Annotated in this window: 13 protein-coding genes; 10 read left to right on the forward strand and 3 right to left on the reverse strand. The window is 42.1% G+C overall.

What is annotated here, in order from left to right:
- The first annotated feature begins 144 nt into the window (after positions 1 to 144).
- Positions 145 to 1,506 carry a hypothetical protein gene (locus HUW51_RS21415; RefSeq protein WP_185271641.1) on the forward strand — a complete coding sequence of 454 codons (1,362 nt, stop codon included), beginning with the start codon at positions 145 to 147 and terminating at the stop codon, positions 1,504 to 1,506.
- 72 nt (positions 1,507 to 1,578) lie between these two features.
- On the opposite strand, the gene HUW51_RS21420 is transcribed toward HUW51_RS21415, so the two are convergent.
- Positions 1,579 to 2,118, reverse strand: a complete 540-nt coding sequence (locus tag HUW51_RS21420; RefSeq protein WP_185271642.1) for a hypothetical protein — start codon at positions 2,116 to 2,118, stop codon at positions 1,579 to 1,581.
- Between the two features lie 136 nt (positions 2,119 to 2,254).
- Positions 2,255 to 3,280, reverse strand: a complete 1,026-nt coding sequence (gene thiL / locus HUW51_RS21425) for a thiamine-phosphate kinase (RefSeq protein WP_185271643.1) — start codon at positions 3,278 to 3,280, stop codon at positions 2,255 to 2,257.
- A 426-nt stretch (positions 3,281 to 3,706) separates the two neighbouring features.
- On the opposite strand from thiL, the gene HUW51_RS24890 reads away from it, so the two are divergent.
- The 9 genes from HUW51_RS24890 to yidC all read left to right on the forward strand — a co-directional run bounded on the left by HUW51_RS24890 (position 3,707) and on the right by yidC (position 19,891).
- Complete coding sequence (locus HUW51_RS24890) at positions 3,707 to 6,052, forward strand: InlB B-repeat-containing protein (RefSeq protein ID WP_185271644.1); 2,346 nt, start codon at positions 3,707 to 3,709, stop codon at positions 6,050 to 6,052.
- Positions 6,053 to 6,288: 236 nt separating this feature from the next.
- Complete coding sequence (locus HUW51_RS21435) at positions 6,289 to 6,870, forward strand: RNA polymerase sigma-70 factor (RefSeq protein ID WP_185271645.1); 582 nt, start codon at positions 6,289 to 6,291, stop codon at positions 6,868 to 6,870.
- A gap of 113 nt (positions 6,871 to 6,983) precedes the next feature.
- Positions 6,984 to 7,715: a head GIN domain-containing protein gene (locus HUW51_RS21440; protein WP_185271646.1), complete on the forward strand. Its 732-nt coding sequence runs from the start codon at positions 6,984 to 6,986 to the stop codon at positions 7,713 to 7,715.
- Between the two features lie 70 nt (positions 7,716 to 7,785).
- Positions 7,786 to 8,778 carry a FecR family protein gene (locus tag HUW51_RS21445; protein ID WP_185271647.1) on the forward strand — a complete coding sequence of 331 codons (993 nt, stop codon included), beginning with the start codon at positions 7,786 to 7,788 and terminating at the stop codon, positions 8,776 to 8,778.
- Between the two features lie 27 nt (positions 8,779 to 8,805).
- Entirely contained in the window at positions 8,806 to 10,413 is a 1,608-nt protein-coding gene (locus HUW51_RS21450) for a DUF4974 domain-containing protein (RefSeq protein ID WP_185271648.1), read from the forward strand.
- 273 nt (positions 10,414 to 10,686) lie between these two features.
- Complete coding sequence (locus HUW51_RS21455) at positions 10,687 to 13,182, forward strand: TonB-dependent receptor (RefSeq protein ID WP_228466807.1); 2,496 nt, start codon at positions 10,687 to 10,689, stop codon at positions 13,180 to 13,182.
- A gap of 625 nt (positions 13,183 to 13,807) precedes the next feature.
- Entirely contained in the window at positions 13,808 to 16,237 is a 2,430-nt protein-coding gene (locus tag HUW51_RS21460) for a TonB-dependent receptor domain-containing protein (protein WP_185271649.1), read from the forward strand.
- A gap of 204 nt (positions 16,238 to 16,441) precedes the next feature.
- Positions 16,442 to 18,073: a CTP synthase gene (locus HUW51_RS21465; RefSeq protein WP_185271650.1), complete on the forward strand. Its 1,632-nt coding sequence runs from the start codon at positions 16,442 to 16,444 to the stop codon at positions 18,071 to 18,073.
- Positions 18,074 to 18,085: 12 nt separating this feature from the next.
- Positions 18,086 to 19,891, forward strand: coding sequence for a membrane protein insertase YidC (gene yidC / locus HUW51_RS21470; protein WP_185271651.1), 1,806 nt, complete (start codon positions 18,086 to 18,088; stop codon positions 19,889 to 19,891).
- Positions 19,892 to 20,177: 286 nt separating this feature from the next.
- Here the strand turns inward: yidC and HUW51_RS21475 are convergent, their stop codons facing one another.
- Complete coding sequence (locus HUW51_RS21475) at positions 20,178 to 21,827, reverse strand: ABC transporter substrate-binding protein (protein ID WP_185271652.1); 1,650 nt, start codon at positions 21,825 to 21,827, stop codon at positions 20,178 to 20,180.
- Between the last annotated feature and the right edge of the window lie 56 nt (positions 21,828 to 21,883).

Below are 21,883 nucleotides of genomic sequence, written 5' to 3' on the forward strand. Positions count from 1 at the left end.
TTTTAAAAAAATCAGATTTTTTAAAATTTTATTTCTGTTGGTTCAGGTATTTTCTACCGGGGCTAGTAAATTGGCCGATTGTAAGGGGCTGTCGCCAGTAAGATAGCCTGATTTTTCAACCTTTTTATTTGCCTTTTTCCTATAATGAAGAAAATTTTAAAAAGTATTTTTACTCTAGTTTCTGGCTGCGTTACGCCTGTTTTTGCTCAGGAAATTACCCCTTCCACTAGTGAGACCAGCAAACCGAAATCCGAAATGCGGTACAATTTATCCCCTGATGGATCGAAATACATTAAAGCTACTTTTTTAAATCAGGTTTGGGCACGCTGGAACGAAAGCAACCCCGGAACTACCGTAAACGGCGAACCCAAAAGCCATACCACGGATGTTGGGCTGCGGCGCACCCGCATGCAGTTATACGGTCAGATTTCGGATCGTACCTTTTTTTACACCCAATTTGGTTTAAATAATTTTAATTTTCTGGCGCAAAATGCCGGTAACCGTAAACTATCCGCCTTCTTTCACGATGCCTTGGGCGAGTACAAAGTTTTAAAGAATAATGATAAATTAAAGATAGGCGCGGGTTTAACCATTACGAGTGGCTTAAGCCGGTTTTCGCAGCCCAGCATTGGTACTATCATGACCACCGATGTGCCGGTGTTTTTGCAAGCCACCGTGGACCAAACCGATGAATTTGCCCGGAAGTTAAGCGTGTATGCCCGCGGTCAGCTAGGGAAATTGGATTACCGGATTGCTATTTCGGACCCGTTTCCGATTCAGACGAACGGCCAAACTGCACCCGTTTTGAGCAATAATGCTAGTTTTACCACCTTCGGCCACACCAAACAGTACCAGGGATTTTTCATGTATAATTTCCTGGACAAAGAACCGCATACTACCCCCTACATGACGGGCACCTATTTAGGCGACAAAAAAATAGTGAACCTGGAAAGCGGTATTATTTACCAGAAAAATGCTACCTGGTACACTACCGATGGAACCACCCCAATATACCAGGATATGCTGCTATGGTCGGTGGCGGCTTTTACCGATGTGCCCCTGCAAAATAATAAATACGCTTTATCGGCTTACCTAGGCTATTTTAACACCGATTATGGCCATAATTACATCCGAAACAACGGCATTATGAACCCGGCTAACGGCAACAACAATCCGGGTAATTTTAATGGGCCAGGCAATACTTACCCCATGTTTGGCACCGGCGAATCGGTATATGCGCAGGTAGGCTTGCGTTTAGCACCAGACCTATTAGGCGATCAAGGCACTTTAATGCCCTATGTTTCGTACCGGCAATCCGGCTACGAGCGTTTAGATGATCCTGTAAAAATACTGGACGGTGGTGTTAACTGGTTAATCAACAAACACCAATCCAAGGTGTCGCTTAATTACCAATTACGCACGGTGTTCAATCAGCAAACCGACGGAGCTGTAATCCGGAAACACGATGCCAGCTCGGCTTGGCTACAGTATCAGGTGTCTTTTTAAAAAATTTAAAAATGTAAACTATCTAAAACTAAAAGGGACCAGCGCTGGTCCCTTTTAGTTTTTAGATAGTTTTTAATCCTCTACTGTAACAACATTCAAAAATTTCTGCCCCACCACTTTTGCCCAATGGTTATATACCAAACTGAATAAAACATCTTGCTGGGTTACCTCGAACACTTCAATTTTTTTAATTTTTTTTATATCCGCCAGAAACAGTTTAGGATCAACTAAGTTTCGGTCGATCATAATGGGCAAATGGCGATTTTCCGGTGGCACATCATAATAATCCAGTACTTCTTCTAATTTTAGTAAAGGTATTTTCGTAATTAATTCCGCTACAATTACGCCGTTTAAACCTTTATTGCCGAAAAACTGAATCTCGGCTGGTTCCTGGTAAGTTTTTAAAATTTTTAAATTTTCCGGATCCATGATCAACGAAGGCATATTGGTTTCGAAAGATCCAATCAATATTAAAGGATGATCTTTTTCAATCCGGAGGGAACCGCCTACCGGGTAGGTATCTACCCGGGAGTAATGGTGTACGTGGGGCTGCCCAAGTACCAGGCTTGGCAAAATAAAGAGCAAAAAGCCGGTGATTACTACCTGGAGCATAATTGACCCATTTAAACTCTAAAAACCTGATCCTATTAAATATGGAACGAAGAAGCGCTGGTCTTTAATGCGGCACCCGTTTACAATTTAAAAAATAATTAAAAATCCAGAAAACTATTTAACATAAAAAATAAACTTAAAAATGGCGCCAGCCCTGCGCTTGCAGCGGATACGCGTTACCACTTGGCATAACAATGCGGACGCCCTCTTGCTTTTCGGAAATTTTACCAATAATGGTAATATCCGGGTGGTTCCGGATTTTATCATAATCCGATAAAGCTACCGTAAACAAAAGTTCGTAATCTTCGCCGCCGTTTAAAATACAGGTTACCGGATCAATTTTAAATTCTTCGGCGGTGTCCAGAACTTGTTCATCAGCGGGTAATTTATCCTGAAAAATAGTCGCCCCTACCCCCGATTGAGTACAAATATGCATCAACTCCGAAGCCAGGCCGTCCGAAATATCAATCATGGCAGTTGGTTTTACGCCTAGTTCTTTCAGTTCATAGACAACATCCATGCGGGCCTCGGGTTTTAGCTGGCGCTGCACCAGGTATTCTTTTTTATCTAATTCGGGTTGCATGTCGGGGTTGGCCATAAAGGCTTGCTTTTCGCGGTTTAATACTTGCAAACCTAAATAAGAAGCTCCTAAATCGCCGGTTACGCAAATTAAATCGTTTACCTGGGCGGTGCTGCGCAAAACAGCTTCGCCCGCTGGTACTTCCCCGATGGCGGTAATGCTGATTATCAAACCAGCATTAGACGAAGTAGTATCGCCGCCCACCAAATCAACTTTATAACTGGCGCAAGCCGCCCGGATACCGGCGTATAATTCCTGAATGGCTTCTAAAGTGTACCGCGCTCCAACGGCCACACTAACCGTAATTTGCGTGGGTACGGCATTCATGGCCGCGATATCCGATACATTTACGGCCACGGCTTTATAGCCCAAGTGTTTTAAAGGACAAAATGTTAAATCAAAGTGAATACCTTCTACCAGCATATCCGTTGACACCACAATTTGCTTCTGACCGGGTTCAATCACGGCAGCATCATCGCCGATACCGGTTTTGGTTGAAGCATTCTGGATAATAACGGTTTGTTTAATAACGTCAATCAATCCAAATTCACCCAGATCGTTTAAAGATGTATAATCGTTCATAGAAATAAATTTAAAAACTGCGGTTTTATAAAAACCTACGTCACAAAGGTAAAGATTGATTAATTATACTGCAGGTATCTGGTGGACTTAAGTTGCTATATATTAAGAAATATTAATTTATGTAATTTAAATATTAAGTTAAAATTTTGAACTTTACCGGAATACACGTAAATTATTGCTTTAAATTTTACTTCATTAGCTTTTAAAAATTATAAAATTTTAAAATTTCTGATTTGCCATAACATACTTCACATTAAACCGAGTTTTAAAAATTTATATTATTAATCGCATTAAACCAAGCCAAAAGAGTAGCCTCTGTTGTTCTGGTTTAATGTTGATGCCTGAAACAGCCAAACGAAACAGATTTAGTTCTAAAATTATCCGCATTCAAGTTTTTATCTATATCCAATTCTTTCTACCCATTGTATGAATTATAAATTTACGCTCCTCTTTCTTATTTTATTTTGTTCCTCCGCGGTTTTCGGGCAAGCAAAGCTGGATGTTAATAAGGCTTTTACGCATGCCGAAAAGCAAACCGAAGTTATGCTGCAGGAGATTGACAACATTATCAGCAGTACGCAACAAGTGCAGGAACTGCCTCGCACCATTACCGAATCGGGTAAATTAAGATTGGTAGCTCCGCGGGATTGGACCAGTGGTTTTTTTCCGGGCAATTTGTGGTTTTTGTACGAACATACCCAAGACCCATACTGGTTAAGCCAGGCCCAGGCTTTTACCATTAAGCTAATTAATGAGCAATACGACACCGGAACCCACGATGTAGGTTTTAAAGTATATAACAGCTTTGGCCCAGCCTACCGTCTAACCCATAACAGCGCTTACCGGCAGGCCATTGTGCAAGCCGCTAAATCGCTGGCTACCCGGTTTAATCCGAACACGGGCTGCATTCGCTCTTGGGACCACAGCACTAACCGCTGGCATAATCCGGTAATTATTGATAACATGATTAATTTAGAATTGCTTTTCGCGGCTACCCGTTTATCTGGCGATTCTACTTTTTATAAAATCGCGGTATCTCACGCCAATACCACTTTAAAAAATCATTTCCGGGCCGATTACAGTTCGTGGCACGTAGTAGATTACGATTCAGTAACCGGCGCCGTATTAAAGAAAACCACGGCGCAGGGTTATAGCAATTCTTCGGCCTGGGCGCGGGGCCAGGCCTGGGGCTTATATGGCTATACGATGTGTTATCGCGAAACAAAAAATAAAAAATACCTGGATCATGCCGAAAAAATTGCCACTTACATTTTAAATCATCCGAATTTACCCGCAGATGGCATTCCTTATTGGGACTTTAACGCCCCCTTGATACCTCAAGAGCCGCGCGATGCTTCTGCGGCGGCCGTAATAGCTTCGGCTTTGTATGAGTTAAGCCAATACAGTAACCGCAAAGATTCGCTTTGGACAGCTGCTGATAAGATTATGACCAACCTGGCTTCCAAATACATTTCACCGGTAGGTAAAAATTATGGGTTTATTTTACTACACAGCACCGGCAATAAACCCGGAAAAACCGAAATTGATGCGCCTTTAATTTACGCGGATTATTATTACTTGGAAGCTTTGATTCGCCGGAAGGATATTAATAAAGCGCCCCAGATTAAAGCTATCAGCAACAAAAATATTACGGTAGGTAAAACACTACAATTTACAGTAGCCGCTTCTGATTCAAATACGAGCCAAATTTTAAATTTTTCCTTAGTTAAAGCGCCTTCCGGCGCCTTAATAAACAGTAAAACCGGAAGTTTTAGCTGGACTCCCAAAAAAACCGGAACTTATAGATTTTTAGTTAGAGTAACCGATAACGGCTCTCCCATTCTGTATGCCGAGCGGACGGTTACAGTGAAGGTTAATCCGGCGAAACAATACGCGCTGCAAATAAATATATCGGGTAAAGGAACCGTTACTAAAACGCCGGATAAAACTACTTACGCCGAAGGAACCATCGTGCAATTAAAAGCCATACCGGATGCGGGTTATCAGTTTGTGGAGTGGACGGGCAATGTATCCGGCAGCAATGCCACCGCCACCATTACCATGAATGGCAATAAAACAGTAAATGCCCAATTTGCTCTTATTCCGCCGCAAATTGCTAAAATAAATGTAATAAACGCTGATGCCGATAAAGTGATTTCCGCGTTACAAAACGGAGCAACTTTAGATTTAGCCAAACTTCCGGCTAAAAACCTAACTTTTGAAGCTATTGTAAATAAAGCAAGTACCCAAAGCGTGGTTTTTGAACTAAGTGGCCAAATTAACCACAAACGGGTAGAAACCACCAGCCCTCTGGTACTGTTCGGCGATAAAGATGGCGATATCCTTGGCCAGGCAATGGAAGTAGGCACGTATTCGTTAAAGGTAACGCCTTACTCTGCCGCGGCCGGAAAAGGTACTGCCGGAGAACCGGTAGTTTTAAATTTTAAAGTAGTTAATACGGCCAGTGCCATGGTAACTAAACAAATAGCCTCAGCGCTTATTACTTCCGAATCAAATGCCGTAGTGGCTTACCCTAATCCAAGTAAAAATGGAAATGTAGCTCTTTTATTACCATCCACTTTTACCGGCCAGGCACAATACATATTACTTTCGTCAACAGGAGCCAAATTAGCCGAAGGAACTTTTGATGCCACCGAAGCTGCTTCTCCCCTTTCACTCGATTTTTCGCGGCAAATGCCGGCGGCGGGCGTGTATTACTTACATGTTAAAAACGCCACCATGAAGCAAACTTTAAAAATTGTAAGACAATAAAGCGGGTATTTACGTCGCTATTTAATTTTATAAACAGGGATTTTGTATTGTTCCGATCCGGGGCAGAAACAAAATCCCTGTTTGCTTTTTATATAAATTTATAAAAACCTGGATCTCCGGCGAAGCCTATGTAGCAATTACTATAAAAATTAACCTATTTTTTACAACTAAATTGCTATAGTTAAGCAACATTATATCAGAAATAAATACTTTTGCAGGAGCAATTATTCTGGTGTATGATCGCGGAAAACTCCGGCAGCCCAACGTTATCCCTGTATGCCTCTCTGTCGCCGGAAGAGAAAGTAGAAGCGCTGTTCCGCCAATTTTATGCTCCCCTTTGTAAAAGTTTGTACCGCACTTTGCGCGATGCCAGCTTTGCCGAAGATATTGTGCAGGAAGTTTTTTTAAAAGTTTGGGAAATACGCGGCACCTTACAAATGGACCAGGCCATACAAGCGTATTTATACCGCTCTTGTTACAACGCCGCCTTAAATTTTTTAAAAAAACAAAAATCCAGAACCGAGATAGACATGCTGGATGCAGTTTTACCCGACACTGACACTGCCGAGAAACAGATCAGTTTGCTCGAAACCGAAAACCAGATTTTACAGGCCATTGATGCCCTTCCGCCCAAAACCAAATTAGTTTTTTCGATGAGCCGGTTTGAAGAACTGAGCTATAAAGAAATTGCCGACCGACTGGATATTTCGATTAAATCCGTGGAAAAACACATGGGAATAGCCTTGCAACGGCTCCGCGAAAACCTGAAAGAGTACCTCGTGGGCTTGGTTTTACTTTTAATTTCAGATTTTTTTTAATTTTTTTTCAAATCAAGGTAGGGTAAAGATCGATGAAGTTGTTTTATAGAAGAAGACAAAAGGCACCCCTTCATTTAAACAATCTAATCTAAACAATCCAAAACCTTTAAAACATGAAAACTTATTTAATTAAAAAACGAAACACCGCCTTCTTATTACTAGCTTCTCTTTTTATATTTTCTTCCTGCGACGACGAAGTGTTACGCGGCCACGGGGATGTGGTATCGCGCACCCGCCCGGTAGGTAATTTCAGCGCCGTAGATGCCGGGGGCGAATTTGAAATTTACTTAAAACAAGGCCCGGCCGAAGATATTTTACTCGAAGGTCAGGCTAACGTGCTAACCGAAGTGAGCACCCACGTAAGAAACAACAAACTGTATATTGAATTCGACCGGAAAAGAGTGCGGTTAAACCGCCCGGTAAAAATTTACCTTACCACGCCCGAGTTAACCGGCATATCGGTTTCGGGTGCAAACTCCGTGCGCGGTTTAAACGAGTTTCAGGTCGATGATTTAGATATAAGGGCTTCGGGCAACAGCACCATTTACTTAAACGTGAAAAATGCGCACACCATCGAAAGCGATATTTCGGGCTCAGTGAATATGGAGTTAAACGGCGACGCCCAACACCAGGAAATCGATATTTCGGGTTCCGGCAACATTCAAACCTTTGGCCTTAGCACCAAAACCGCCGATATTGAAATAAGTGGCTCCGGTAAATGCGACGTAAGCGTTACCGATAAAATAGAGGCGAAATTAAGCGGTTCGGGCCGGGTTCGCTACAAAGGCAATCCGGCGGTAAGTACCAAAATTTCCGGCAGCGGCAGCGTGGTGCAGGTCGATTAAATTCTTTTCTATAAGATTAAAATAAAATTTACCTTTAAGGTAAACCTTATTTTAATGGGTAAATGCATAAATGGATGACAACCAATCTACATTCTGGGAAAAAGTAGCCAAAAAAGTGAGTGGCAATGCTTCGGAAAAAGATAAAATCGGGATGCCCCCGCAATCACCCGAATTTAACGAAGCAAAACGCCAAGCGCAACAAATTTGGAATAACACCGCTTTACCTACTCCGGATTACGAACCAGATGTAGAGCGTGGTTGGCAACGCCTGCAGTTACGGGTACAAACCCGGCAGCTACCCCCGGTAACGGCTTCTAAAAAAGAAAATTTTATTTTCCGGTGGGCCGTTGCGGCAACTATTTCGGTAGTATTGGTGGCCTTGGCTTATTTCTTAATTAAACCTGCTTCGCCCGAGTGGACCGAGATTAGAACCGCCGCGCATCAAACCAAAACCATCCGGCTGGCCGATGGCAGCACGGTGGCTTTAAATCAAAATAGTACTTTTTCGTACCCAACCAATTTTCAGAAAGAAAACCGGACGGTACGCTTATCCGGCGAAGCTTTTTTTAACGTGGCCAAAGCCGAAGGAAAACGTTTTACCATTTTTGCGGAAGGCACTAAAACCGAAGTAATTGGTACGGCTTTTAACTTACGGGCTTACTCCCAGGAACCGGTTAAAGTACAAGTGGTAGAAGGCAAAGTGGCTTTTGCCCGCACCGCCACCGACGATGCGATATTTTTAGTACCGGGTCAGGAAGGGTTTATTGCAGAAAAAGGAGTAACTGCCCACAAGCAAGTTATTCAAAATACAAACTTCGAGAGCTGGAAAACCAAAAGCTTAACCTTTAACAATACCCAATTAGACCAACTGGTTACCGACCTGGAAAATTATTTTAATGTATCGATTACCATTCAAAACGAATCGTTGCGTTACTGCCGGTTTACTACTTCTTTCCAGAATCCGGACCTGAAAGAAGTGCTGGATATTCTGGCGGTAACGGGCAATTTAACCATTACGCAAAAAGGGACCTCCTATTATTTGGATGGTCCGGGATGTAAATAAAATTTAAATTTTTAAAAAATTACCAGAATGAAATCACCTCGATTTTTCATAATAGCATTTCTATGCCTTCTTTTTTTTGGGCAAGCGGCCAAGGCGCAACATCTTAAAACTAAAATTACGCTGCAGGTAAACAACGCTACGTTGCCGCAGGTTTTACAAAAAATACAACAAAAATACGCTATCCCTTTTTCGTACCTCAACAACGATTTGCCGGCTAAAAACCGCATTTCTGCTGCAATCGATGCCAAACCCTTAGCGGATGTACTGGATATGCTGCTGGCCAAAACGGATGTGGGTTACTTAGAGAAAAACGGTCAGGTAATCATTAAAAAAGGTTTGCCTAAAAATCTGCCCAAAACAGCTACTTTTAATAATTTGCCCCCTGGTGCTCCATCAGCTTCCCCCAAGCCCCAAAACAATACCAGAGTAGAGCCAAAACCAGCTACGCCCCAAAAAACCACCGAAAAAAAACCGGAACCAGAAGCTACCAACACCATAAATCAAACAGGTGCCCCAGCGCCAACTGCGGAATTACCCGGCAGCGATAGCACGAACATGGTTCCTTCAGATTCAAAGCCCCTTAAGTTAACGGTTAAGCTACCCCGCGCCTTCGACGAAGATTCTCTGGAAATCAGACCTTATCATGTGGGCTTTATTTATCCTTTCAGTTCCAACGGCGCCCGAGCCAATGAATTTGTAAACCAATTTTCTTTCCACGCCATAGCCGGAACCGCGGCCGGATCACAAGGAGTGGAATTTGCCGGGTTGGGTAACGTAGATAAAAAATACGTGCAGGGGGCGCAATTTGCGGGCTTTTTTAACGCCATTGGTAACCGTAATAAACTTACCCCACTGAAAGATAGTGTAGCGGATCGGTATAGTTTGCAAGGAGGACAATTTGCCGGTTTCTTAAACATAGCTAATGGCAACAGCAAGGGCGCCCAGTTTGCCGGTTTTTTAAACGTAACTAAAAACATAGTGGGAGCACAAGGTGCCGGTTTTCTAAACGTGGCCAAAAATGTACACGGGGTACAAATGGCTGGCTTTATGAACAAAGCAAAATATGTAAAAGGCACGCAATTAGGCTTTATTAATATTGCCGACAGCGTAGATGGCGTACCGATTGGGGTATTTACTCTGGTAAAGCACAATGGCTACCGCCACGTGGAATTTTACGCTGCCGAAGACTTTAACGTTAACTTTACCTTTAAGCTAGGAGTACCAAAGTTCTATACGCTGATTGCTTTAGGAGCCGAGCTCGACGATCAAAAACGCTGGGGCTACGGGGCTGGCTTTGGCTCGGAGTGGACTATTTACAAGCGCTTCCATGTAAACACCGACTTAATATCTTACTATGTAATCGAAGACAGCTACGAAAATTTCCCAGATGGTTTATTCGAAGATTACGAATTAAACCTGCTGAACAAGTTTCGGTTACTGGGCACTGTGCAATTAGGTCGTAATTTAGCTTTGTTCGCCGGACCAACTTTAAACGTAATGGTGTCGCAGTACCAGCAACCCGGCGAATCGGAAGTAGGCTCTACCCTTCCTGAAAACACCTTTTACAACAAAACCGGCATGGATGGCACCAATGTTAAAATTGGTATTGGTTTTAACGTGGGCATCCGTTTTTAAATTTTTTAAAATTCCAGAAGTTGCCCCGCTGCTATCCGCCGCAAACCGGATTAAAGGTAATTGTGGAAAGCTCCAAAATAGAACAGCGGAAAGTTTGTCCTGAAAAATTACCAGTTTAGCCTTGGCTTCAAGTAGTTTCAAAATAGTTAAAATTTAAAAAAAAGTAACCATCTCTCCCGGGTAGGTTTCCTGCTACCTTTCTCTTTTTACCAGCCTAAATTTTAAAACTGATTTACGCAGTTACCAGCTCCTTATTGCCTAAAAAATCAATCTATGAAAACGTATTTAAACCTGAATCAAATCTTATCGGCGGCTAATTACCAGCAAGGTTGGGAAAAAGCCCAGGCCGAATATACCCGCCAATGGGAAAAAACAATAAAACCGGTAAAAACAACCAGCCCAGTTAAAAAACTAGCGGTAACTCTTCTACTCCTTTTTATAATGGCTTTTCAATTACCGGTATTAGGTCAGAGTTTAACCCAAACCATCCGGGGCCGGGTTATCGACCGGGAATCGCAAGGGCCTTTGGTGGGGGCAGCGGTGCATATTTCTTCTTTAAATCCGGTAAAAGGAACAATCACCGACGCCGACGGAAATTTTAAATTAGAAAAAGTACCGTTGGGTCGGCATACCTTAAAAATAAATTACATCGGTTACGAAGAACAAGTAATACCGGAGTTGCTGCTTGGCTCGGGCAAAGAAATTATTCTGACTGTTGGCTTAACCGAATCTGTCCGGCAAATGGACGAAGTAGTAATTACGGCCCAACCCGAAAAAGGAAAACCCCTGAACGACATGGCTACCCTGAGTGCCCGTTCTATTTCGGTGGAAGAAACCAAACGGTATGCCGCCAGCGTGAACGATCCAGCCCGGGCTGCTTTGTCATACGCCGGCGTAGCCTCTACTGACGACGGAGGCAACCAAATTGTAGTTCGGGGTAACTCACCGAAAGGCATTTTGTGGCGCTTAGAAGGTATTGAGGTGCCCAACCCCAACCACTTTGGCGAAGAAGGCGCTTCGGGCGGAGGAATCAGTATTTTGAGCGTAAACATGATTGATAATTCCGATTTTTTTACCGGCGCTTTTCCGGCGGAGTACGGCAATGCCTTATCGGGGATTTTTGATATGAAACTGCGGCAAGGTAATAATGAAAAACGAGAACATGCTTTTCAGGCGGGCGTTCTGGGCGTGGACTTTGCTACGGAAGGCCCAATTAAGAAAAACTATAAAGGCTCATATTTAGCAAATTACCGGTATTCTACTTTAGCTTTACTGGATAAGATCAACATAAATGTGGCTGGCGATGCCATTCCCGAATTTCAGGATTTTTCTTTTAAAGTGCATTTGCCCACCAAAAAAGCCGGAATTTTTAATTTTTGGGGAATTGGAGGTTACAGCAGTCAGGTACAAGAAGCTACCCGCGACGCTTCGGAATGGAAGGAAAAAGCCGACCAGGTAGACGAAATTTTTAAATCCGGCATGGGCGCTGCCGGTTTATCCCACGTCTATTTTTTAAATTCCAAAGCTTATCTGGAATCCGTGTTGTCACTTTCGGGCAATTTTACCCGGTACCGCTACGATTCTATTGGTACCGATTACAAACCCAACACGTTTTACCAGGAAAGTTTTAAAAATTATGCTGCCCGCGCCTCGGTATTATACAACCAGAAAATAAATAACCAACACACCTTACGAGTAGGATTTATTTACAGCAACTTAAACTTTAATTTATTTAGCCGGGGCCGTAACGAAGATTATAACGACCGCATCGATACCTTCGTGGATAATGCCGGCGGCACCGGATTACTGCAAGCTTACGGGCAGTGGAAGTACCGGCTCTTAGAAAATGTAACCTTAAACACGGGCTTGCATTACATGCGATTAGACTTAAACGGGAATAGCGCCCTGGAGCCCCGTTTAGGAATACGCTGGAATTTTTCGCCGACCCAATCTTTGGGGGCGGCCTACGGCACGCACAGCCGCAACGAATCGATGGCAGTTTATTTTGCGCAACAAGCTTTAGGTAACGGACAGTATTCGCAAGCCAACAAAGACCTAAAACTAAGCCGGGCCCGCCATTATGTGTTATCGTATGATCAATTGCTGCGCGAAAATTTGCGGTTTAAAGTAGAAACCTATTATCAAAAACTATTTAATCTGGCTATCAGCCCGGATCCCACCAGTACTTTAGCCGCCTTAAACTCCTACTCCGGCCTGATGGCCGATAGCCTAGTGAGTAAAGGAAGCGGTAGAAATTACGGATTAGAACTGAGTTTAGAAAAATTCTTTACGAACAACTATTATTTTTTAATTACCAGTTCTCTGTATAATTCTAAATATATCGCCGCCGACGGCATAGAAAGAAACACCCGGTTTAACGGGCAGCATATTTTAAATTCCTTGGGCGGTAAAGAATTTAAAGTGGGCAAAGACAAGGCAAACTTAATTGGCTTAAACTTCCGGGTATTGTGGGCTGGCGGCAACCGGTACACTCCTCTTAACCTGGAACAATCGCGGTTGCAAAACAAAGCCGTGTATTACGAAGATAAAGCTTTTGAAGCCCAGGTACCTGATTATTTCCGAACCGATTTGCGGGTAAGCTACCGGAAAAACCGCCCTAAAGCTTCTTACATTTTGTCGCTGGATATCCAAAATGTCACTAACCGCTTGAACATGTACAACCAATACTACGACGAGGATACCCAATCGCTTAAAATAAGTACGCAAACAGGCTTGATTCCAGTACTTAATTATCGCATTGAATTTTAACAAATCGGATGAAATACCTTTTAGGTTCTTTAAATTTAGAAAATTTAAAAAATTAAAATTCTTGCCCTATAAAATAACTTGTGGCTAACAAAATTTTAAAACCGGCACTTAGCAAAAGAACTTCAGCTAAGTGCCGGTTTTGTCTTTAAAGCTAATACCTAAATAAGGTGAGTTTGAATTAAGAAAAGAACCTATTTAACAATGAACCACCCGTTTCTAAATAATTTATACTGCTGCATTAGTTAAATCTAAAACAACTGACTTGATTTAAATCTTAGGTGAAAAGCTTCATAAAAATAAATTTTTAATTTTTTCGGCTTCTTATTTATGTAAAAACCAAGGGTTCTGCATCGTTACATTATTAATCCGCAGGTTTAACCAAAAAGCCGGGATTTTGCTGATCCTGATTCATCAACAGCGCGTTTGTTGCCCAAAATTACCCTAATTAATATACTAGCTAAAAAATGAGAATAAACCTTGTTCTGACTTTTTAAAATTAGAAGCTGCCCCAGGTTAAGTTAATAGCTTAATTACAACGCATTACCTATTCCCAAGAGATTTTAAGGTTCGAATATTAGTGGTAACCGGAATAGAATTTAAAATTTTAATTTTTTAAATACTTTCTATGAAAATCCTCTTTACCCTTGCTCTGGTTTTTGGCAGTCTTAGCTTTTTACATGCCCAGGTGGCTCAGACCGGTAAAATCTCTGGCACGCTCCTGGATTCGGTTACGGCTAAACCCATTGCTTATGCTACGGCCGCCCTGCAACAAGAGGCTAAACTTATCACCGGCACCACCACCGAAGCTTCCGGGCATTTTGCCCTTACCAATATTTCCTTGGGTAGATATCAACTAGTTCTCTCCTTTGTCGGATATAAGTCAAAAAAAATAGCGATAACCGTAAGTGTTGAAAAACCGGAAATACAGCTAAATAACTTATTGCTTACGCCGGACACGAAAATATTGAGCGGCGTAACCGTTACGGGGCAAAAAGCCTTGGTTGAAGATAAAGGCGACCGCCTGGTGTATAATGCCGAAAAAGATATTTCGAATGCCGGTGGCACCGCTGCGGATGTGCTGCGCAAAGTTCCCACCTTAACCGTAGACCTGGATGGCAACGTGCAAATGCGTGGTAACAGCAATTTAAGAGTTTTGGTAAACGGGAAACCTTCAGCCATGATGGCGCGCAACCTGGCTGATGCTTTACGCCAAATGCCGGCTAACGTAATTAAATCTGTGGAAGTAATTACCAGCCCCGGTGCTAAATACGATGCCGAAGGATCGGCCGGCGTCATTAACATTATTACCAAAAAAGGTTTGCAAGGTTTTAACGGGTCTACCAATATTACTCTAGGAAATTACAACCGCTCAGTAGGCACAAATTTAAATTTAAAGAAAAAGAAAATAGGCTTAACTCTTTCGGCCAATGGTTACCAATACCGCAACCAATGGGAAAACCAATCTACCCGCACTACCCTGCTAAACAACACTCCCGTTAATATTTTAAAGCAATCGGGCCAAGCCGATAATACGGGAACGGGCGGTTACGGCGAAATGAGTTTTGATTACGACCCGGATTCATTAAGCCGGATTAATTTTTCGGCTAATGTGTGGGGCGGCAATTTCCCCAACAACAGCATCTTATTTAATCGCTTAACCAACCCGGCCGGTCAGGAACTACAAGCTTTTCGCAACGACCGCCGCTTCCGGAACCCGTATGGTAATGGCCAACTGGACTTAGGCTACACCAAAAATTTTAAAAAACCCGAACAAGAGTTTGCTTTTTTAACTCAGTTCAGCCGCATGCCGGATAATTACTTTTACAATACCGATAGCTACTCCATGACCGAGCAGCTTACCTACCGGCAGCACAGCTCCAATTATAGCCGCAACAAAGAATACACCGTGCAAATTGATTACACCCATCCTTTTACTTTAAAAAGTAAACGCGATACGGCAAATATTAAATGGGAAATCGGGGCAAAAGGCATCCGGCGGGATATTGGGAGCGAGTACCGCGTAGAGGAAGCTTTAGATGAGGCTGGTGAGCTAATTTTAAACCCCAGTTTGTCTAATGATTTTAATTACCAGCAACAGGTTACCTCGGGTTATACTTCGTTGCGGCTGGATACTAAACGAAAATGGAGTGCAAACCTGGGAGCCCGGCTGGAACACACCAACATCAAAGGCGACTTTGTTACTAATCAAACTAAGATTAAAAATCAGTACACTAATATAATTCCGAGTTTTACTGTATCTAAGAGTGTAAAAACCCAAACTTTTAAATTTAGTTATACCCAACGGCTTCAACGTCCTTTAATCTGGTACTTAAACCCGTGGTTAAATGCCAGCGATACATTGAACGTAAACACGGGCAACCCCTACCTGCAACCCGAAATTAATCATGCTCCGGAAATAGGTTATAACTTAAACACTAAAAAAGGTTTATCGCTTAACACTGCCCTTTATTGGCGGTTCACGGACAATGCCATTGAATACCTGACTACGGTAAATGCCAATGGTGTATCGCTCAGCAAACCCCAGAATATTGCCACGCGCCAATCTTATGGATTAAACATAAACCTGTCGGGCCAACCAAATAAAAACTGGAACTTAAATGGGGGTGGCGATTTTCGCTTTGTTGATTTGCGTAGTACCGCTTTAAACCAGCGGAATAATGGTTTCATCTGGAATTTAAATTTTAACAGCACCTACAAATTACCAAAAGAATATTCTATTCAGGCAAACGGCAATTTTGGCTCCGGGTGGGTTAGCCTACAAGGCACTAACAGCGGCTATTACTGGTATGGCCTGGCCGGTAAGCGGGAATTTTGGGATAAAAAAGCCAGCTTAACCTTAGGCCTGAATAATCCCTTTAAGCGGGCAATCCGGCAAACCGGTAAACAAGAGTCCAGTACCTTTATCAGTGATTATAGCTCCGTGTACGTAAACCGCTCCGTGCGGCTTACTTTTGAGTGGCGCTTCGGGCAAATGAACACTAGCGGTGGTAAACAAACCAAAAAAATAAACAACGACGATAAAGGTGGCAGATAAAAACCATCAAATTAAAATAAAGTAAACTAATGAATATCAGCAATGTATTAAACAACATATAAAGTAAAGCTATAATAACCCAAACAAAAAACTTGCGGTAAGCTGAATTACTTAATTTTTAAAATTTAGGAAATCACCGCGCCCTAGTAACTGTTAAGTCAGAAATTCTGCGTATCTTTGTATCCCATAAGCCTTAAAATACTTATGGATTCTAAATATATTTTTGTTACCGGTGGGGTTACTTCTTCCCTCGGTAAAGGCATCATTTCTGCCTCACTTGCCAAACTATTACAAGCCAGAGGATTCTCCGTCACCATTCAAAAGTTTGATCCTTACATTAACATCGACCCCGGTACTTTAAACCCGTACGAGCATGGTGAGTGTTTTGTAACCGATGATGGGGCCGAAACTGACCTGGATTTAGGCCACTACGAACGTTTTTTAAATATTCCTACTTCGCAGGCCAATAACGTAACAACTGGTAAAATTTACCACCACGTAATTACCCAGGAGCGCCAAGGCGCTTACTTAGGAAAAACCGTGCAGGTTGTACCTCACATTACTGATGAAATTAAGCGCCGTTTATTGTTACTGGGCCAAACCGGCGAGTATGATATTGTTATTACCGAGATTGGCGGTTGCGTAGGCGATATTGAGTCGTTGCCTTTTATTGAAGCCGTTCGGCAATTACGTTGGGAGTTGCCGCATAATAATTCCCTAGTAATTCATTTAACCTTGCTGCCTTACTTAAAAGCGGCCGGTGAATTAAAAACCAAGCCTACCCAGCACTCAGTTAAAGCGCTTTCGGAAGCCGGCGTGCAGCCCGATATTTTAGTTTGCCGTTCGGAGCACCCTATTCCGATGGAAATGCGCAAAAAAATTGCCTTGTTCTGTAACGTAAAAGTTAATTCCGTGATCGAGTCTTTAGATGCCGAAACGATTTACGACGTGCCGCTTTTAATGAAAAAAGAAAAGCTGGACGAACGGGTTATCAAAAAATTGAAATTAACGGGCAAACACGAAGTAAACCTAGACTCCTGGAAGGAATTTTTAGGCCGGTTAAAAAACCCAACCGAAGAGGTAAATATTGCTTTGGTGGGTAAATACGTGGAGTTACCGGATGCTTACAAATCCATTATCGAGGCATTTATTCACGGGGGAGCGGCCAACGAATGTAAGGTGCGCATAAAAACCATTCAATCGGAATACGTAACCCGCGATAATATTGAGTCTTTGCTGGGCAAGACTGATGGCGTTTTAGTAGCTCCTGGCTTTGGTAGTAGGGGTTTTGAAGGTAAACTGGAGGCCATAAAATTTGTACGCGAAAGAAATATACCGTTTTTAGGTATTTGCCTGGGTATGCAATGCGCCGCCGTTGAATTTGCCCGCAACGTGTTAGGTTTAGCCGATGCCGCCTCTACCGAAATGAACCCCGATACCACAAATCCAATTATTGATTTAATGGAAGGCCAGAAAGATGTGACCCAGAAAGGTGGTACTATGCGATTGGGTTCCTATATTTGTGAGTTAAAAAAAGGCAGCCGGGCGCAACACATCTACGGTAAAACCAAGATAAGTGAGCGGCACCGGCACCGTTACGAGTTTAACAACCAGTATTTGCAAGCATTCGAAGAAAAAGGCATGTTGGCCACGGGCATTAACCCCGACACTAATTTGGTTGAAGTAATTGAACTTCAAAATCATCCCTGGTTTGTCGCTGCGCAATATCACCCCGAACTCAAAAGTACGGTTTTAAATCCCCATCCGCTTTTTGTAAAATTTATAAAAGCAGCCATTCAACACACCAAAACTAAAAACGATTATTTAAAAGGTTAGTATCAACACTTTATGGAGAAAAATCAAGCAGTAGGCTTAGTTATCATTTCGGTCCTGCTGATCGTATACATGACATTTTTTGCCCCTAAAGAACCACCAAAACCGGTTCAGGAAAAGCAAACTATTACCAGTATTACTAGTTCAAGCGTTAATCCACAAGTCACCATACCTGATTCTGTCCGAGCCAAAACTTTAGGCGAATTTGGGTCAGTAGCGCAAGGAACTGCGCAGGAATCAGTTCTGGAAAATCAGAACTTACGCATTACTTTAAACAGCAAAGGGGGTAAAGTAGAAGAAGTTTTATTAAAGAACTACAAGACCTGGGATAAAAAGCCTTTAATCTTATTCGATAAAGTAAGTAGCTACGCCGATATCAGCTTTCAAACTAATACGGGCCAAGTAGTACGGTTATCTGATTTATACTTTAGAGCGCTACCCGTTGCCAATCAGAATGGGGCGCAGGTTTTAACCTTCCGCGCTGAACCAGCACCGGGTCAGGCTATTGATCAAACGTATTCGTTGTCGCCGGATGGGTTTACCCTGGATTACAAAATCAACTTTAAAGGTTTAAATCAAGTTATCGGTGATAAACTATTGACATTTAATTGGAACGACCGGTTAAAGAAAACTGAATTTGACTTAAAGCAAAATCGGGATCATTCGCGTTTAAACTTTATGACGGCCGAGGAAGATTTTGATTATATGGTAGGTAAAGCCAACGAATCAGAAACTAAAAAATTAGATGCGCCGGTAAAATGGGTTTCTAATAAGCAAAACTTTTTCTCTGCCGCCATTATTGCCAAAAACAGCTTTGCCAGCGGAGATTTAAAAGTTAGCTTTAACGAAGCCGACACCACCGAGGTGAAAACCTTTGCCACAACCTTAGCTATACCGGCCAAAGATGTGCTGGGCAACGGAGGTGAGTTTACGTTTTTCTTCGGGCCAAACGATTACACCGTTTTAAAGAAATTACCTTATGACTTTGAACGGAACCTGGAGTTAGGTTGGGGTATTTTTGCCTACGTTAACAAATTTTTAATTATACCGGTTTTCCACTTCCTGGAGCGGTTTATTTCCAGCTACGGTATCATCATTGTTTTACTGGTATTGTTTATCAAAACTTTACTGTTACCGCTTACCTATAAATCGTACCTCTCGATGGCTAAAATGCGGGTTTTAAAACCCGAGATTGATGCCATTAAAGAAAAGCACGAGGGCGATATGCAGAAAACCCAGTCCGAAACCATGAAGCTTTACAGCGAAGTAGGTGTAAACCCCATGAGTGGCTGTATTCCGGTACTGCTTTCTATTCCGGTTTTATTTGCTTTGTTTAACTTCTTCCCGAACTCTATTGAGTTGCGGCAAGAACCGTTTTTGTGGGCGCACGATTTATCTACCTACGATGTATTTGCCCGTTTGCCGTTTACCATTCCGTTTTATGGCAATCACGTAAGTATGTTTACTTTACTCATGACAGCTTCTACCATTTTGTATACCTGGTCTAATAACCAGGTTAACACCAGTATTCAGGGGCCGATGAAGTTTTACTCTTACTTAATGCCTTTAATATTTTTGTTTGTGGTGAACTCCTTACCAGCCGGTTTAAGTTTTTACTACTTCGTGTCCAACATTATTACTTTTGGGCAGCAAGAGTTAATTAAGCGCTTTGTGAACGAAGATAAGATCCGCGAAAAGTTAATCGCCAACAAAGAAAAAAATAAAAATAAACAACCCGGCGGGTTCCAGAAGCGCTTGCAGGAAGCCATGAAAGCTGCTGCCGAACGCGAAGCCCAACAAAAAAAAGGTAGTAAAAAATAAATCGCGGATTTTTGCGGATTGTTCGGATTACACTGATTCTATATTATTTGAGAAGCCCTACTTTTGAAAGTAGGGCTTCTTTGTTTTAAAGGCATTCCCGTTGTTAATGCCTATGTAATCATTGCTATAAAATCCTGATTTTTTAAATTTTAAAATTTAGCTGGGTCAAGACGATGTATCGATAAACAGCTTTGACTAATAATCTGAGCATATCTAAATTTGTACATTATTATCTGTGCAGAATCTGTACATTAAAATCTGTGAAATCCGATTAATCCGCGGAAATCTACGATTTATTTACCGTTTCCAATTTCAAGTTGTTCATAGCATCGGCTTGCAAACCGGTAATGTTATTTTGGGTTAAGCGGATTACCTCGTCGTAAAACAATATGATCACCGGTGATTCTTCCACTACTATTTTATCCATGGCCTGGTACAAAGCATAGCGCTTTTGCTCATCTTGTTCCAGTCGGGCTTGTTCGTATAAGCGGTCGAAAGTTGAATTTTTAAAATGTGTTTTATTAGGCCCTGCGGGTGAAAAGTTGGGGCTATAAAATAAGGCCAAAAAGTTTTCCGCATCCGGATAATCGCCGAACCAGGACTTCATGAAAAAAGCGGACCGACCGTTATCTACCGCTTCTTGGTGAGCCGGAAACTGGCTGATATTAATATCTACTTGTACGCCTACTTCGGCCCAGTTTTTCTGCATAAACTCGGCTATTTCTTTATGCTCCGCAACGGTGTTTAAACGCAACCTTAAAGGATCTTGTGCATCATAACCGGCATCTTGCAATAATTTACGCGCTTTCTCCGGCTGATAAGAATAGCCTTTTACCACCTTATTATTAAACGACGGCAAAGGCGGCGGCACGATTCCGGAATGACCCGGTATACCCAAGTTATTACGGTAATAAGCCACTAAGCCTTTTTTATTTAAAGCATAATTCAGTGCTTGCCGCACGCGTTTATCTTGGAGTGCTTTATTGTAATCTGTCAGGTTTTTAGGGTCTAACTGAAAACCGATGTATTCGGTATCTAAATAAGGCATTTTCTGCACCCGGAACTTACCAGCAAAATCGGATTGCACGGTACCATCCGGATTAAAAATTAAATCTTTGGAACTGCCTTTCACCCCCGACAAAAAGTCAATCTTACCTTGCAGAAAAGTTAAAAATTCTAATTTACGGTCGTTTATAAACGTAATCTGCACGGCATCCAGGTAAGGCAAAGAATTACCTTGTTGGTCTTTTTTCCAGTATCGTTTATTTTTGTGCAGAATAATGGCATTTTCTTCGTCCCATAGCTTAAACCGAAATGGCCCGGTACCAATGGGATTACTTCTAAAATCTTTCCCGTATTTTTCTACTCCTTCCCGGGGTACCACATAAGCATAAGGCATACTTAAAATGCCTAAAAACGGAATAAAAGGATCTTTTAAGTAAACCAATAAAGTGCTATCGTTTAATGCTTTAAAGCAAGTATCTGAAACTTGGACTTTAATATCTTCTAACACTTTACCTTTAAAAATCCAACTGCCGGTGCTGGCAGTTTTAGGTTCCAGAATGCGTTTAAAAGAATACACAAAATCGGCAGCGGTAACCTGGCGGCCCTTTCCTTGCAGAAATACAGGATGATCGTGAAAATAAACGTCGGTACGTAGATGAAACACATATTTTTTACCATCCGGGGAAATTTCCCAGGAGCGGGCTATGGCGGGCGCGGGTTTTAATTGCTGGTCCAGTTCTACTAAGCCATTGTACAACTGCGTTACCGCCCATATATTTCCCTGGTTACGGGCATAAGCCGGGTCCAAAGAAGTTAAGGATTCCGGTTGATTATACCGAAATACTTTATCTGCTGTTGGCTGGTTGTGTTGTTTTCGGCAACCAAATAATAGTAGCGTAAGGCAATAGAAAAATAATAGGCGTCGGCTCATTCAGAATAAAATTTCTCCCTAAAATAGTTTATCTTTGCGGCAGTATTGGAGTAAAT

Origin of the sequence: Adhaeribacter swui, from assembly GCF_014217805.1 — a bacterium.
In the GTDB taxonomy this organism is placed as follows: Bacteria; Bacteroidota; Bacteroidia; order Cytophagales; family Hymenobacteraceae; genus Adhaeribacter; species Adhaeribacter swui.

Coding starts and splice junctions, on each gene's coding strand:
- HUW51_RS21420 (WP_185271642.1), bottom strand. CDS start 2,118: ATGCTCCAGGTAGTAATCACCGGCTTTTTGCTCTTTATTTTGCCAAGC.
- HUW51_RS24890 (WP_185271644.1), top strand. CDS start 3,707: ATGAATTATAAATTTACGCTCCTCTTTCTTATTTTATTTTGTTCCTCC.
- thiL (WP_185271643.1), bottom strand. CDS start 3,280: ATGAACGATTATACATCTTTAAACGATCTGGGTGAATTTGGATTGATT.
- HUW51_RS21435 (WP_185271645.1), top strand. CDS start 6,289: ATGATCGCGGAAAACTCCGGCAGCCCAACGTTATCCCTGTATGCCTCT.
- HUW51_RS21460 (WP_185271649.1), top strand. CDS start 13,808: ATGAAAATCCTCTTTACCCTTGCTCTGGTTTTTGGCAGTCTTAGCTTT.
- yidC (WP_185271651.1), top strand. CDS start 18,086: ATGGAGAAAAATCAAGCAGTAGGCTTAGTTATCATTTCGGTCCTGCTG.
- HUW51_RS21465 (WP_185271650.1), top strand. CDS start 16,442: ATGGATTCTAAATATATTTTTGTTACCGGTGGGGTTACTTCTTCCCTC.
- HUW51_RS21475 (WP_185271652.1), bottom strand. CDS start 21,827: ATGAGCCGACGCCTATTATTTTTCTATTGCCTTACGCTACTATTATTT.
- HUW51_RS21445 (WP_185271647.1), top strand. CDS start 7,786: ATGGATGACAACCAATCTACATTCTGGGAAAAAGTAGCCAAAAAAGTG.
- HUW51_RS21440 (WP_185271646.1), top strand. CDS start 6,984: ATGAAAACTTATTTAATTAAAAAACGAAACACCGCCTTCTTATTACTA.
- HUW51_RS21415 (WP_185271641.1), top strand. CDS start 145: ATGAAGAAAATTTTAAAAAGTATTTTTACTCTAGTTTCTGGCTGCGTT.
- HUW51_RS21455 (WP_228466807.1), top strand. CDS start 10,687: ATGAAAACGTATTTAAACCTGAATCAAATCTTATCGGCGGCTAATTAC.
- HUW51_RS21450 (WP_185271648.1), top strand. CDS start 8,806: ATGAAATCACCTCGATTTTTCATAATAGCATTTCTATGCCTTCTTTTT.